This window comes from Desulfonatronum parangueonense, assembly GCF_054656975.1.
Genome location: NZ_BAAHXH010000003.1, coordinates 404,714 through 418,125, shown reverse-complemented (window position 1 = coordinate 418,125; position 13,412 = coordinate 404,714). Strand labels below are relative to the sequence as shown.

Sequence of the window (13,412 nt, the reverse complement as noted above, 5' to 3'; positions counted from 1 at the left end):
GGCAATCTCTCCGGGCTCTATGCCTGCTCCTGCGGTTACGACTGCCGGATCATTTTTTCACTAAAAAAAGGAGAATCGGGTTACGTCATCATGCTCATAACTTTTGGATCGCACGATGCCGTTTACTGATCAGCTCTCACCCCGTCATACCACTCAAAGCGCCAAGTCCGAAGCCATCTCCGCCTTGATCACCTGCAACATGGCTCGCATCTTGATCCGATCATCCGCGCCGAGCCTTCTCATGGCATTATGGCGATGCTTTTCCACGTTCTTGATATGCAGGCCCGGTGCTTGGGCGATTTCCGAATTTTTCAGCCCCTTGACGGCAAGACCCAGTACCTCCTGTTCCCGGTCCGACAATTTGTCGCGCCATGAGGGGGGTGTCCCTTTCGGCAGGTCGGACAGGAGCATGCGCTTGACCAGCACGTGGAGCATGGACGTGCTAATGTAGAACTTGCCCTGCAACACGTTGCGCACGGCAAAAATCATTTCCTCGGCCGGATTCGCCTTCACCACATAGCCATTGGCCCCGACGCGAATGGCCTTGTTCACGTATTCCTCGTCACGATGCACGGTCAAAACCATGATCCAGGCCTGCTCGTCCTTTCTTAGCAGTCTCTGAATCAAAACAATGCCATTCTCTTCCGGTAAAGACAGATCCACGATCACTGCGCCGAACTTTTGGCGCTGGTAGACGTCCAGGGCTTCCCGTACTCCGCGCTCCAGAGCCCTTCGAACAGCTCCCGCCGGCCCTCGAACAGGCAGCGTATGGACACGGTCAAGGATTTTCCGAAACGCCGCGGCCGAGACAGAAAGTAGTACTCACCCTGGCTGGCCATCTGGTGGATCCATCGGGTCTTATCCACGTAGAGATCCTTGTTTTCGCGGATGCTTTCAAAAGAGGATTTGCCGACAGGCAGGTTGGGCAGTCTGGGCATGATGGGCTCCTGTGACGTATCGAGGCAAAGTTGGACGGTTGCCGGTTTGCGCAGCGTACTGAACCATGCCTTTGAAGATTGCCGGTTTTATTGGCCTTGATCAAGTTTCGGTCACGGGGTGCGCGAAGACTGTTTTGAGTTGCCATGAAGTACGAGTTTCATAAGAGCTTGGCTCTTTATGCGTTTCGGACAGGTAGCTCAACAGTGCGGTTATAATGACCGGCTCATGCCCCAACGGGGCTATGTAACCGAGCCCAGCCAGGGTTAGCCAGCCAAAGGCTGGGCTACCCTGGTGTGGTCCTTGGATGTTGGGGTACGGGACATTTTTGAAATGTGCGAACGGCTGGTTCCTTCAGATCGCGACCAATCTGCTATTTCGTTTGCTTCCTGACGCATTTTCAGAAAATACTTCAGGTTTGGATTTGGCATCCGGGATTCGTCACTATTTCAACTTGTCACGTCTTTCGACGTCAGCTTATCACTGAACAAGCTGACCTGCTCCGGGATCACCACGCCGTTACGGGTACAGTAGTCCCGGATCATCACTTCGAGCATGTTCGCCAGGCTGCGGTGTTCCTTGTCCGCGGCTTTTTGCAGGCCGTTTTTTACGGCTGGGGCCATTCGGACCGTGACTGTTTGCGTCTTGATTGCCATTTCCGCCTCTTGAGGAATTTGGTTGTGTGCAAGTGAATGTACTGCACATATGATGTAAAAGGCTTTAGGTCAAGAGCAGGGAAAGGTTGCCTTCAAAATCTTGTGCAAGCTTTGCCTGGATCCCGCCTTTGCGAAACCGACTTGTTACTGAATGCCGTTTCCGGTTCAGTCATTGCACAAGAAGTGAGTATCCAGTCGCTTATGTCAGATGCGCCGATGGTTACGAAAAATCGGCCTTTACCAGGATATTTCATAACTGCTCAAAAAGGTCGGGCGATGAGATTTCCTGTTCCCATCGACGCGGAGTTTCGTGACCAAGCTACAGGGGCCAGATTCCAGCCGGAACTTAACTCTATGTGCGTTACACCGTTGCCGCACTGGGGTGCGGCGCTCCCAGAATTAATCCTGTTGATTGCCACAAGTTTTTTGAGCAGTTACGGTTTTCCAGTGCAAAGGTTCGCACCATCGCGGAGTTTCGTGATGCAGCCATCGGGGCCATGCTCCTGCCGAAATTTGGTCCTAAATACGATACCGTTGCCGCAAGGTGTACGAGGAATTCCGGGTTTCAAAGGGATTTATCAGCTGCATGCGCAGCCTTGGAGGCATGTTGGAGCTGATGATCCATTGCCATTTTGTCGTAACCGTCGAAGGGGTGGAACTGGACATGCCCGAAGTTACCCTGCCGGCTCCCGGGCATGGAAGGCTGCCATTGACCCTTTCGTAGAAGCCGGGATCAGCAATTCTTGACTAATTGCAATGCCCACCTAAAAGGTATAAATTCTATACCATGAATCGGTTTGAATATGATCTCTCCAAGAGCCAGGCTAACCTGAAGAAGCATGGCATCGACTTTGAGGATGCTCAGGAGCTTTGGAAGGACCCGGATTTTGTGGAAATTGACGCCAAAACGATCGATGAGCCCCGAGCGTTGGTTATTGGCACCATTGGGACGAAGGTATGGTCGGCAATAATCACCTATCGGAACGGCACGATCCGCATTATTTCGGTCAGAAAGGCGCGTAAATCAGAGGTAGCATTGTATGAAAGCTGAAGAGCTGGATAAAAGGTTCGACGATAACGAGGAAGACCTGCTGGAACACCTTGATCTAAAGACCGCTAAGCGTCCGAATCTGGTGCAGAAGCGGGTCAACGTAGACTTTCCCACTTGGATGATCGAGTCGCTCGACCGGGAAGCGAGCCGCTTAGGTGTAACCAGGCAGTCAATCATAAAGGTATGGCTTGCCGAACGCTTGGAAGAAGCGGCTGCCAACAGGGCATTACAGCGGACAAGCCGCTGAAACGGACATTCCCGAAGAGAAAGGAGGATCAAGATTGAAAGCGTAAGTCGCAAGTCATTAATAGCACAATAAGAACACCATCCATACCCGATGACGTGGCGCGTCGGTTCCTGGCGGCCGTACCCTCCCGACCACGGTCGCGTCTTGTCACTCGTCTCCTGGAATAGGAGCCACCCGAACGTGATGATTCGCCGGCGGTAGCTTGCCGAGCCGCAAATCGCGACCAGCCGCTGGTGCGCAAGATCGGCGAATGGCAAGCCTTTCCGCTCCCGATATGTGCTACGCCAAGACTTCATCCAACGCCCGACATAAATCCTTCATCACCGGCAGCTGCACAAGGCTGACCCCGATCCAGCCGGGGAAGCGGAACCTGGTCATGGTCTAAATCAGGATGCCTTTGTGGGCCGGCTTGCGGTAAGCAGGGTATCCGGAACCGGGGTGCGGATCATCATGAAGTTGCCTTCTTGGCAGACGAATTCCCCCACGTGCATTAGCAGATCGATCCAGCTGTCGCAGGTTGCACTTCGCTACGAACGTCAATGCCGGAGTTGCCGATCATCAGATAGAACACGGTATAAGGTTTGCTTTGCCGGCCAGACTTTGCCGGAAAAGCAACATTCTTTCGTTGCGCTATTGATCCATTCGATGCAACACGCTATCACGAACCACATTTCATGCCGTGTTAAATACTTGTCCACTGTTCCGGGTCGAGTACATCTATCCGGCTTGCCTCCACCAAAACGCCAACCTTGGAGCGACACATGGATCCCGCCGCGTTGATCCCCGAGGCCCTGCCCATTCCCGTGGAATGGGGCTGGTTTTATGCATTCCTGCTGCTGACGTTCGTTCTTCATCTGCTCTTCATGAACGTCATGCTCGGTTCCTCCGTCATTGCGCTGGTTCATCATTTGCGCGGCAAGGAGGAGAGTGAACCGCTGACTGTGGACATTTCCCGCAAGCTGCCCTTGATCGTTGCTTTTACCGTGAACTTCGGCGTGGCCCCACTACTGTTTCTGCAGGTTCTGTACGGACAATTTTTGTATACCAGCAGCGTGCTGATGGCGGTGTACTGGCTGGCTGTGGTCGGTCTGGTCATGGCTGCCTACCTCAGTGCATATATCTATGATTTCAGCTACGTCTCTCTGGGCAGGTTTCGCACGGTTTTCATTGCCGTCACTGCTCTGTGCCTGCTCTTTACGGCCTTCATCTACACCAACAACATGACCTTGATGCTTCGTCCCGAGGCGTGGCCGACCTATTTCGATAATCCCGGAGGCACCCTGCTCAACCTGGAGGACAGAACCCTGATTCCCCGCTACCTGCACTTCGTCGTGGCATCCCTTGCCGTTTCCGGCCTTTTTCTGGCCTTGCTCTGGCAACGCAAGGCCGCACGAGGCGAGGAGGGTGCCGGGCGCTGGGTGGATCACGGAATGAAATGGTTCGCCTACGCAACCATGGCCCAGATCCCCGTGGGAATCTGGTTCCTGGTCGCCCTGCCTCAGCCCATTCTGCTGCTGTTCATGGGCGGCTCCGGAGTGCATACCCTGATCCTGCTGGCCGGGATCACCCTGGGCGTGGTCAGCATCGCCACGGCTTTCCAACGCCGCGTTTACCTGACAACGGCCTTGCTGCTGGCAACCGTTATCCTGATGGTCTACCTGCGCGACCTGGTCAGGGAAGCCTATCTCCATCCGTATTTCCACGTCAGCGAGCGAATCGTGACCGATGATCATCTGCCGCTCTACCTGTTCATCGGGACCCTGGTACTGGGCCTGGGCGCCATTGCCTGGATGCTCAACCAGGCAGCCGTGGCCTTCAGGGAGGTGCGCTCATGAACTATCCAGTCTGGGAACTCTACTGGGCCGGCGGTGGCCTGCTGATTGCCGTCATCGCCATCATCCACGTCTTCATCGCCCATTTCGCCATTGGCGGAGGGCTGTTTCTGGTCCTGACCGAACGGAAGGGACTGCGGGAGAACAACCCCGGCATCCTGAACTATGTCCACCGTCACGCCAAGTTTTTTCTGATCGTGACCCTGGTCTTCGGAGCCCTGACCGGAGTGGGCATCTGGTTCACCATCTCCCTGGTCGCTCCGGCCGCCACCTCCCAGTTGATCCACACCTTCGTCTTTGCCTGGGCCATAGAATGGGTCTTTTTCCTGGCCGAGATCATCGCCATTTTCGTCTACTTCTACACCTTCGGCAAAATGGAGCCCCGTCGGCACATGCTCATCGGCTGGCTCTACTTCTTCTTTGCCTGGATGTCCCTGTTCATGATCAACGGGATCATCGGCTTCATGCTCACGCCGGGGGAATGGCTGACCACCCGGGATTTCTGGGACGGGTTCTTCAACCCCTCTTTCTGGCCGGCCCTGGCTTTCCGAACCTTCATTGCCCTGATCCTGGCCGGATTGTACGGGTTCGTCACCGCTACCTGGGAAAAGGATCCCGTTTTGCGCGAAACCCTGGTCCGGCACTGCGCCGGATGGCTGCTGGCGCCGTTTGCTTTCCTGCTTCTTTCCGGCTGGTGGTACTTCTCCGTCCTGCCCGAGGGGCCGGCGGAAATGATCCTGGGCCGCAACCCTGAAATCGTCTTCTTCTTCCAGGGATTCATCTGGATCTCGGCCCTGCTCTTCGCCGGCGGACTGATCATGGCCGTGCGCATGCCCGCCGCGATCAAGCGGCCCATGGCCCTGGTGCTCCTGATCATCGGCCTGTTCTACATGGGCAGCTTTGAAATGATCCGCGAGGCCGGCCGCCGGCCCTACGTGATCCACGGCTTCATGTATTCCAATGCCATGCTCAAGGGGACGGAGGAGGCGATCACCGAGGCCGGATACCTCCAATTTGCCAGATGGTTCCAGCACCGGGAGATCACGGCCGAGAATCAGGATGCCGTTGGGCGCGAACTGTTTCGCAACCAGTGCTCTTCCTGCCACTCCGTCGGCGGCCCCCTGAACGACATCCGCCCGCTGACGGCCAAATTCAACGTCTTCGGCATGGACGCCGCGCTCTCGGGCATCGGCCGGGTCTATGAATACATGCCCCGCTTTGCCGGAACAGCCCAGGAACGCGGTGTCCTTGCGAACTATCTGGTCAATGTCCTGCATGAACCACGGAACAACCCAGACACGCCTCGCCCGCCCCAGCACGCCGACGTGGAGATTCCGCCCTTTGATCCTGACCGGGATGAATACGTGCTCCTGGCTTGGTGCAACCTGGGCGAGAAATGCATCACGGACTGCGATGCCCACTGGTCCCTTCTGCCCCCCGGCAGCACCCTCTACGCCCAACTGGTACGCCGCGGCTTTCAACCGGAAATCGTGACCCAGAACGTGGAAATCACTTACACTCCGCCCCCGGAATCGGTGAATCCGGCTTCCCAGGTTCGGTTCTGGGACTTTGCCCATTCCCTGGTGGGCAAGGAACTGCCGCTGAACATCGGCATGAGCGGACTTGGCCTGAAAGGCGTCATGACGCTGAACGTGGCCCTGGGCACCTTCATGGCCGGCGGCATTCCGGTTCTGCCATATGCCGACGACGGCACCCTGAATCCCTATCCGATCTTCACCATCGAGGCCAAGGATACCGTCACCGGCGAGGTTCTGGCCATGACCCGGGTGGTGGCTCCGGTCTCCACGGAAGTGGGATGCCACAACTGCCACGGCGGCACATGGCGGCGGGACGGGGCCATGGGCATTGCGGCGGACACGGCCACGGACATCCTGGCCGTGCACGACCGGAGGCACAAGACCACGCTGCTGGCCCAGGCCGAGCAGGGCAATCCCGTGCTGTGCCAAAGCTGCCACCCGGATCCGCTGCTCAATGCCGAGGGCAACCCGGCACTGCTCAACCTGCCCGCGGCCATCCACGGGTTCCATGTTCATTACCTGTCCGACCGACCCGGCCCGGAACCCTGCCATTCCTGTCACCCTACCGGGCCGGACAGCTTTACCTACTGCGCCCGGGGCGTCCATGCCAGCTCGCTGGGCCTGACCTGCACCAATTGCCACGGCACCCTGGAAGATCACGCCTTGACCCTGCTCCGCGCCGAGCAGCTGGCAGGCAAGCCCAAGGCGGAACGCCTGATGCGGGGGATTCAGCCGCGACTTGTCAACGCGGTGGACGAAGTCAATCCGCGTACTCCATGGAACGATCAGCCGGACTGCCTCTCCTGTCACGTGGATTTTGAGCGCCCAGCCAGCAGGGATGTCTCCGCCTTCAACAAGTGGGTTCGCGGTCCGGCCGCCCTTTACCGGTTGCGGACCGACGAAGCCGGGCTGATGTGCCAGTCCTGCCATGGCCCCACCCATGCGGAATATCCTGCCGTGAACAAGTTCCACCCGGATTTGGACGCCATCCAGCCCCTGCAATACCAAAGCGATCGTAATGTGATCGGGGCCAAAGGCAATTGCGGAGTCTGCCACATCGGAGACATGCACTACGACTTCCATCACCCGAACACGGTGAAGTTTTGATATTGATAACAACCCGTCAATGCCCAACCAAAACCATGAAGGCAGCCTGTAAGGCTGCCTTCATGGTTTTCATGGCGGCCATATGCCGCCTGAACTTGTTATTTTTTTCGCAAATATAATGGGAGTAATGGAAAAATTATCCACCTCATCCTCGCCTGCATCTTCCCCAATTACCTCGCAATCATTGCCCGCAGAATATCCGCGCAGCCTTCTGCGTTGTGACTCATTTCATGCATGTATTCGAAAAAGTGCAGAAGCTGGAAGACGTCCTTGAATTCCATTTCCGCGGTGAACAGCTCCCGGAACAGCAGGGATTTCATTTTGCGCACGTCATTGTGCTGGCTGCGAACTACCCGGTAGCTTTCCTTGACCGCTTGCCGATCCGTAAAATCCGTGTGCAACAGGCGAATGGTCCCTTCCAGGGCCGGCTTGAGCAGTTCCACGGTCCGGATGGCGCCCTCGACGATGGTCAGGCCGCCGGTACGCAGGGTTCCGGGGATTTTCACCGTATGAATGTTCAGCCAATCCAGGGCGTCTTGGGCCGAATCCAGAATGTTGTCCTGGGCCCGGGTGTAGTTCAGAAACAAGGTCTTATCCACGGACATGAACAGGCCGCGGGGCAGGTGGTTGCGGGTGTTGCGCTTGATCTTGTCCGCCTTTTCCTCCAACTGATCGAGTTCCTGCTTCAGGATTTGAAAATCCTTGCACGAGCTGCCTCCTCCAATATAGCACAGCAACGACTCGTTGATGATCGTCATGGAGGCTTCCACCTGACTGTAATGCTCCAGTAGACCGTCCATGGGCGAGCGCCCGCCGATCATGCTCAAAAAAGGAATCCGAACCCGCATGTGTCACCTCGTTTGCGCGCCGTCGAGCCTAAAGCACGAACCAGCGCAATAATTGAAAAATTACCACGGACGTAAAGGCCGCCACGGGCACTGTCAGCAACCAGTACATCACGATTTTCCCCAGAACGCGAAAATCCACCGCGGCGAAACCACGGGCCAATCCTACCCCGACCACGCCGCCCACCGTTGCATGGGTGGTGGACACGGGCATGCCCAGGTTCGAGGCCATCAAGACCGTTGTGGCCGCGCCAAAGCCAACGGAAAAACCGCGGGTGTTGGTGAGCAAAGTGATCCGCTCGCCCACCGTGGCCATGACCCGTCTCCCAAGCACCATGACTCCCACGGCGATGCCCATGCCGCCAAACAGCAAGAGCCATATCGGCACCTCGGCCGTGGCCGCCAAGCCTCCGGTCCGGGCAATGAGCCAGATGGCCGTCACTGGACCGATGGCATTGGCCACGTCGTTGGCCCCAAGAGACAGCGCCATATAGCAGGCCATGCCGATCTGCATCCGTCGAAACAGCTCCTCCATGCTTTCCGGCCCCTGTTCCACGCCATGCAACAACCGTCCCACCACCAGGTAGCCAATGCCCCAGATCACCACCGCCACGGCGCAGACCATGGCAAAAATGAGGTATATGCTGACTCCCAGGGCCCGCCCCATGGGCATCTTCAGAAAAAAGGACATCATCACCAGGATCACGGTCATGGCCAGCCAAAAAGGAGCCCACAACTTGGCACTGCGAACGAAGTCCCGGGCGCTGAGCACCTTTTTGCGGATGTGAATGAAGACCAGATAAGCCAGCAGTGCGCCGAAAAAGGGCGAAACGATCCAGGACAGGACGATGCCGAACATCGTCCCCCAACGGACCACCTCCGGTCCGCCGGCTACGAATCCGAACCCGAGAATGCTGCCGACGATGGAATGGGTGGTGGAGACGGGAAAACCGAACACCGTAGCCAGAAGCACCCACAAACCGGCCGAAAGCAATGCTCCCAGCATGCCCAGCATGAGCAGGTTCTGATCCTCGATCATCTCCGGGTTGATAATGCCCCGGGAAATGGTCGCGGCCACGTTCGCCCCGAGAAAAACAGCCCCGGCGAAGGCCAGGACGGAGGCGATCACCACGGCTTGGCGTACTGTAATGGCCCGGGAACCTACGGAGGCGGCCATGGCGTTGGCGGCATCGTTGGCGCCGATGCTGAAAGCCATCAACAAACCGCCGAAAACCGCCAGGATGAGGACAATGGTTACAATATCCATTGATTTTTCATTTGATTGAGTGATGTGAGATGAGTTGAAGGGCGGCCAGAAAAGTGCCCTGAATTGCCGAATAGCTGACGAAGGACGGTTTCGCTTATCAGTCAAGGCGCATTACTGAAAAATTGTTGCAGTGTCAAAAACTATGACCAGCCTGAGAAGAATAGGAGCAAAAACGTATCATTTCAGCATGTTCAAAAACCATATAACTGCTCAATGAGACCGGAGAATAAACCACCGTGGTTTCCGTGCTGCCTGGATTCCGGCCTTCGCCGGAATGACGCAATGGTGTACCGTGTTGAAGAATCTCTTCGCCCGTCACCCGGCGCAGGCCGGGATTCAGGTGTTTTGTGTAGTCCATTTGTCCGGAGTTGTTGAGCAGTCACAATGCCATGCATCAACGAGGGATTGCTTAACACTTTTAATTGCTCATCGCCGTCACCCGCGGCACTGCGTGCGTCTTGGTTTGGGAAGAGACATGCTGAACGACGGCAGACGCAGGGCCATTCGCTGAATGTCTTCCAGGTATCTTCGCCAGTTATGAAGATAAAACGCCAAGGCTCCTGAAAAATTCTTGCCTACCAGCCCGTCAAGAAACAACTGGGATATGTCACGCTCCCGTTGCAGGACATATTGCGACAGCAGGAAAACCCGACGCTCTTCCGTGCTCATCTGACGCATCATCTGTTCCAGAACATGCCTTGCCCGCGGTTGATACATCCAGAAATACATCAGATCGAGGGCGTTGACGATGGCAGTCAGGTTCAAGCTCTCCTCCTCCAGGCTGACCGAGCAGACGAATCGCTCCGGCGTTTCGAGTACGCTCAACACCGCGGAATCGGGATGCTGCAACTCAAGCCTGGCATAAACATCAAATACCTGCCGCATTTTTTGGGCGTAATCCAGTGTTCGCTCCCGGAAATTGACGCCCCGATCCGCGAGTCCTTCAATGAATCCGGCAACAATGTCCGACGCCAGTTTGGAAATGATGGCAGCCCAGACCTGCAACACCGACTCCACGGCCGGAACTCCCGCTGACGACAACGCCATTCCGAACAGAAAGTTCAGGGCCAAAGCCACGGGAATGGAGAGGATTGTCCGAAAAAGATTGCCGACAGCCGCGGCCTTGGGCAAGCCTCTAAAAAGATTGTGCCCCGCGAGATACAGGCCGTTGACTACGGCCATGACGGTAAACAGAAGAACAGGAGCTGTGGCGACAGTAATGCCCATGCCCTGCTCCAGGGCCAGCGTCTTGACCAGAAAGTCCAGAAGAGGGACGGAAAAACCCGTGTACATCAAGGAGTCGGAGATGCGATTCCACTTGACGTACTCGCTCCAGTGCAAGAACGGCGTTCGCCGTAATCCGCCTGCTCCAAGTACGGATTGAATGATGTTTCTAACCCCGGTGATTCCAAACCAGATCAGGGCGCCGAAATACGCCAGAAGCCACCAGTCCTTGGTGAGAGCGAAGGTGGCGAAGGCGGGAATAAAACCAATCAGTATTTTCAGCCAGTTTTTGATGTTCGTGTTCAAATACCTGGGATGGAGACGTTTTTTGGCCTTGGGCACGGCACTGCAGTCCAGTTCCAGGCGACTGTCATTGATGTCGGTAAAACCGCCAAGGATACGAATATTGCTGTGCTCCGGCGGAACGTTCTCGTAGTGCTCGACCTGCCATTCATCCTTGTACGGGCAAATGAATGGAATAATCCGGCTCCAGCCGCAACGCTGCCCGGTGCCGGCCAGGAGCCCCTTTTTGCCATGGGGGCGCAAGGACTCGTAAGTTCTGCGCAATACCACGTTGACCTGGATCGGTATCCCTCCCCTGGAGCCCTTCAATCTGTTCATCTGCCGTCGACATCGCCGCGGCAGCGTATCCACGACAACCATGCCCATGCCCGGAACCTTGGCCGATCCTCCAGTGGAATCCGTTCCAATACGTGATTCCAGATTTATATTTTGATAATCATCCCGAAACGTTTCCAAATCATTGAGTATCGATCGCAGGCTGGCTTTTTGGTCGTCGCTGCGATCCGGGTCAGCGAGAACCTTCAGGACGATGTCCATTACCACCCGTTTCAGGTGGACGGCATTTCCTGAATTCAATGCGGATTGCAATTCCAGAATTCGGCTGTTGTCCGGACAACGATTGTATGCGAAATCCTTGAAGTTGAACGCTTCCAGCCGGGTGATACGGCCCTGGCTCTGATAGAGAATCTCGAGCACGTCCTCAGCCCACAATCCGCTCAGCCCCAGGGTGATGCGATATCGTGGATGCAGGCGATCCAGCTTGGCGAGCATCTCCTGCAGGGAGGCCCGCAACAGTGCGGGTGCATCGTCGTCCTCGGAAGGAACAGCGAGATTGGGAAGATCCGGATTCCTGTTCGGTCGCAGATACTCTTCGATGATGGTTTCGGTATCGAACCGACTCATGCTTTCCGCCAGTTGCATGCCTGCCTGACGCTGCTCCTCGCCGCCGTACGCACAGCATTCATGAAGATCGTCAAGCCGTTCGCGAAACAGCGGCAGGATCTTGTCGTAAATCAATTTCGCCAAGTGATGCAGTGAAGGTTGCCCGGTTCCGACAAGATCCAGCAGTTCATCCTTGGACAGCAGGGGTGTGAGAATGCCGAAGCGGCGATTGATTTCCAGCCGGTGCTTCTGATTGAATGCCTCCATTACCGCGAAAACATACGCCTGCTTGTATTCGGACGCGGCTCGTCCCTCATCCATGAACTGCTGGACCTCAGGCCGGTTTCCGAAAACCAGAAAGTCGCTGGGTTCGTTGAACCCGCGGGGGGTCCAGATCAACCGAATGTACCGGCCCCGATATCGCGGCGTGAATTCAAGACCGACCCGAACATCGACTTCCATGATCGCGGCCGCACGCAGCAATTCATCCACGACTTCCTGGGTCAGATAGTTGTAGTAGATGACCCGTAACCGGCGGATGCCCTTGATCCAGGCATCCATGATCAGGTGAGTCGCGGTTTTGCGACCTTTGGTGTTGGCGTCGTGAACATGATCGTCAAAGGCAATCTGATTCCACTCCTCGGGCATTTCCACAAGATGATACTTCTTCAACTGGCGGGCGATGGCCCGGGGACGTCCCGTGGCCGCTTCACGAAAATCACGCGCCAGTTTCAGCTTCTGTTCCTCATCCTTGGCCCGAACCAGCTCCTTCATGATCTGCAGCAGGACTCTCGCCGTGTTCTTTCGCATCCCCACACCGGACGAAGAAAACACTTCTTCCCGCAGAGCGCTCAATGTGCGCAGACGCTCATTGACATTGCTGCGCTCAAGGGAACGAAACAACCGCACCACGGCGTAAGCAATCCGCAAACCCTTGGAAGCGGCCATCCCCTTGATGCCATGGGGATGCAAGTACGGCTTCAGCAGGCTTTTCAAACTGGGCGCATCCTCGCCCTCGAGAACATCATTGACGATGCTCAGCAGCTCATGATCCTTCTGGTCGAAATACAAACGATCTTGAATGTCTTGAAATTTCATGGATATTATCTCGAATAATTATCGAATTTTTAACTACTCAGCTGATCCGAGTAAAAAGCGGACTGGATACCCGCCTTCGCGGGCATGACTGACCTGGAGGCGGCATGAAAAACTAAGTCATTCCCGCGAAGGCGGGAATCCAGGTCATGCTTGCCACAGATTTTTGTGAAACCACCCTCTTCCTCTCTGAAGCTGAGTAGTTACATCCGCGCACTGGTTCGATTTACGAAGCCGACAAAAGAGTTTGCGAGGCCGCAAAACGGCCCTCGGCTGAGTGGTTACCGAATCTTGTGCTCTATCAAACGAGTAGGCCTGCGTGACCAGTCAACCACGATACTTCGATAGTTTCCCGGATACACAAGCCTCTCCACCGTGGAAGATGCGCGGGGGCGACTTCGAAAAGGTCGTTCGCAGCGGGAACAATAT

At 56.0% G+C, this 13,412-nt stretch carries 12 protein-coding genes; 5 read left to right on the top strand and 7 right to left on the bottom strand.

From position 1 onward, the window contains the following. Positions 1-153 precede the first annotated feature (153 nt). From ACYQ15_RS02335 to ACYQ15_RS02325, 3 genes are all read right to left on the bottom strand, one after another. Entirely contained in the window at positions 154-663 is a 510-nt protein-coding gene (locus ACYQ15_RS02335) for a LuxR C-terminal-related transcriptional regulator (protein WP_459935917.1), read from the bottom strand. Positions 664-665: 2 nt separating this feature from the next. Next, positions 666-938: an AAA family ATPase gene (locus ACYQ15_RS02330; protein WP_459935916.1), complete on the bottom strand. Its 273-nt coding sequence runs from the start codon at positions 936-938 to the stop codon at positions 666-668. A gap of 447 nt (positions 939-1,385) precedes the next feature. Continuing rightward, the gene (locus ACYQ15_RS02325) at positions 1,386-1,592 is read right to left on the bottom strand and encodes a hypothetical protein (protein WP_459935915.1); all 207 of its coding nucleotides are present in this window, start codon (positions 1,590-1,592) and stop codon (positions 1,386-1,388) included. A gap of 586 nt (positions 1,593-2,178) precedes the next feature. Between ACYQ15_RS02325 and ACYQ15_RS02320 the strand changes: the two genes are divergently transcribed. The 5 genes from ACYQ15_RS02320 to ACYQ15_RS02300 all read left to right on the top strand — a co-directional run bounded on the left by ACYQ15_RS02320 (position 2,179) and on the right by ACYQ15_RS02300 (position 7,367). Continuing rightward, positions 2,179-2,316, top strand: a complete 138-nt coding sequence (locus tag ACYQ15_RS02320) for a hypothetical protein (RefSeq protein WP_459935914.1) — start codon at positions 2,179-2,181, stop codon at positions 2,314-2,316. Positions 2,317-2,379: 63 nt separating this feature from the next. Then, positions 2,380-2,643: a BrnT family toxin gene (locus tag ACYQ15_RS02315; protein ID WP_459935913.1), complete on the top strand. Its 264-nt coding sequence runs from the start codon at positions 2,380-2,382 to the stop codon at positions 2,641-2,643. Further along, positions 2,633-2,890 carry a type II toxin-antitoxin system BrnA family antitoxin gene (gene brnA, locus ACYQ15_RS02310; protein WP_459935912.1) on the top strand — a complete coding sequence of 86 codons (258 nt, stop codon included), beginning with the start codon at positions 2,633-2,635 and terminating at the stop codon, positions 2,888-2,890. The genes ACYQ15_RS02315 and brnA overlap by 11 nt, the downstream gene beginning before the upstream one ends. Positions 2,891-3,651: 761 nt before the next feature. Continuing rightward, on the top strand, positions 3,652-4,725 hold the full coding sequence (locus tag ACYQ15_RS02305) for a hypothetical protein (protein WP_459935911.1): 1,074 nt from the start codon (positions 3,652-3,654) through the stop codon (positions 4,723-4,725). Continuing rightward, the gene (locus tag ACYQ15_RS02300) at positions 4,722-7,367 is read left to right on the top strand and encodes a cytochrome ubiquinol oxidase subunit I (protein WP_459935910.1); all 2,646 of its coding nucleotides are present in this window, start codon (positions 4,722-4,724) and stop codon (positions 7,365-7,367) included. Before ACYQ15_RS02305 ends, ACYQ15_RS02300 begins: the two co-directional genes overlap by 4 nt. A gap of 170 nt (positions 7,368-7,537) precedes the next feature. Here ACYQ15_RS02300 and ACYQ15_RS02295 read toward each other — a convergent pair whose 3' ends face one another. The 4 genes from ACYQ15_RS02295 to ACYQ15_RS02280 all read right to left on the bottom strand — a co-directional run bounded on the left by ACYQ15_RS02295 (position 7,538) and on the right by ACYQ15_RS02280 (position 12,986). Next, positions 7,538-8,215 carry a DUF47 domain-containing protein gene (locus ACYQ15_RS02295; protein ID WP_459935909.1) on the bottom strand — a complete coding sequence of 226 codons (678 nt, stop codon included), beginning with the start codon at positions 8,213-8,215 and terminating at the stop codon, positions 7,538-7,540. Between the two features lie 28 nt (positions 8,216-8,243). Further along, the gene (locus tag ACYQ15_RS02290) at positions 8,244-9,479 is read right to left on the bottom strand and encodes an inorganic phosphate transporter (protein WP_459935908.1); all 1,236 of its coding nucleotides are present in this window, start codon (positions 9,477-9,479) and stop codon (positions 8,244-8,246) included. Between the two features lie 133 nt (positions 9,480-9,612). Continuing rightward, a complete protein-coding gene (locus ACYQ15_RS02285) occupies positions 9,613-9,837 on the bottom strand; it encodes a hypothetical protein (RefSeq protein ID WP_459935907.1) in 225 nt (74 codons plus the stop codon). Between the two features lie 77 nt (positions 9,838-9,914). Then, the gene (locus ACYQ15_RS02280; RefSeq protein WP_459935906.1) at positions 9,915-12,986 is read right to left on the bottom strand and encodes a hypothetical protein; all 3,072 of its coding nucleotides are present in this window, start codon (positions 12,984-12,986) and stop codon (positions 9,915-9,917) included. Positions 12,987-13,412 lie beyond the last annotated feature (426 nt).

What these genes read in the sequence shown, in the direction of transcription:
- ACYQ15_RS02330 (WP_459935916.1), bottom strand. Translation starts at nt 938, where the DNA reads ATGCCCAGACTGCCCAACCTGCCTGTCGGCAAATCCTCTTTTGAAAGC.
- ACYQ15_RS02325 (WP_459935915.1), bottom strand. Translation starts at nt 1,592, where the DNA reads ATGGCAATCAAGACGCAAACAGTCACGGTCCGAATGGCCCCAGCCGTA.
- ACYQ15_RS02320 (WP_459935914.1), top strand. Translation starts at nt 2,179, where the DNA reads ATGCGCAGCCTTGGAGGCATGTTGGAGCTGATGATCCATTGCCATTTT.
- ACYQ15_RS02315 (WP_459935913.1), top strand. Translation starts at nt 2,380, where the DNA reads ATGAATCGGTTTGAATATGATCTCTCCAAGAGCCAGGCTAACCTGAAG.
- brnA (WP_459935912.1), top strand. Translation starts at nt 2,633, where the DNA reads ATGAAAGCTGAAGAGCTGGATAAAAGGTTCGACGATAACGAGGAAGAC.
- ACYQ15_RS02305 (WP_459935911.1), top strand. Translation starts at nt 3,652, where the DNA reads ATGGATCCCGCCGCGTTGATCCCCGAGGCCCTGCCCATTCCCGTGGAA.
- ACYQ15_RS02300 (WP_459935910.1), top strand. Translation starts at nt 4,722, where the DNA reads ATGAACTATCCAGTCTGGGAACTCTACTGGGCCGGCGGTGGCCTGCTG.
- ACYQ15_RS02295 (WP_459935909.1), bottom strand. Translation starts at nt 8,215, where the DNA reads ATGCGGGTTCGGATTCCTTTTTTGAGCATGATCGGCGGGCGCTCGCCC.
- ACYQ15_RS02290 (WP_459935908.1), bottom strand. Translation starts at nt 9,479, where the DNA reads ATGGATATTGTAACCATTGTCCTCATCCTGGCGGTTTTCGGCGGTTTG.
- ACYQ15_RS02285 (WP_459935907.1), bottom strand. Translation starts at nt 9,837, where the DNA reads ATGGACTACACAAAACACCTGAATCCCGGCCTGCGCCGGGTGACGGGC.
- ACYQ15_RS02280 (WP_459935906.1), bottom strand. Translation starts at nt 12,986, where the DNA reads ATGAAATTTCAAGACATTCAAGATCGTTTGTATTTCGACCAGAAGGAT.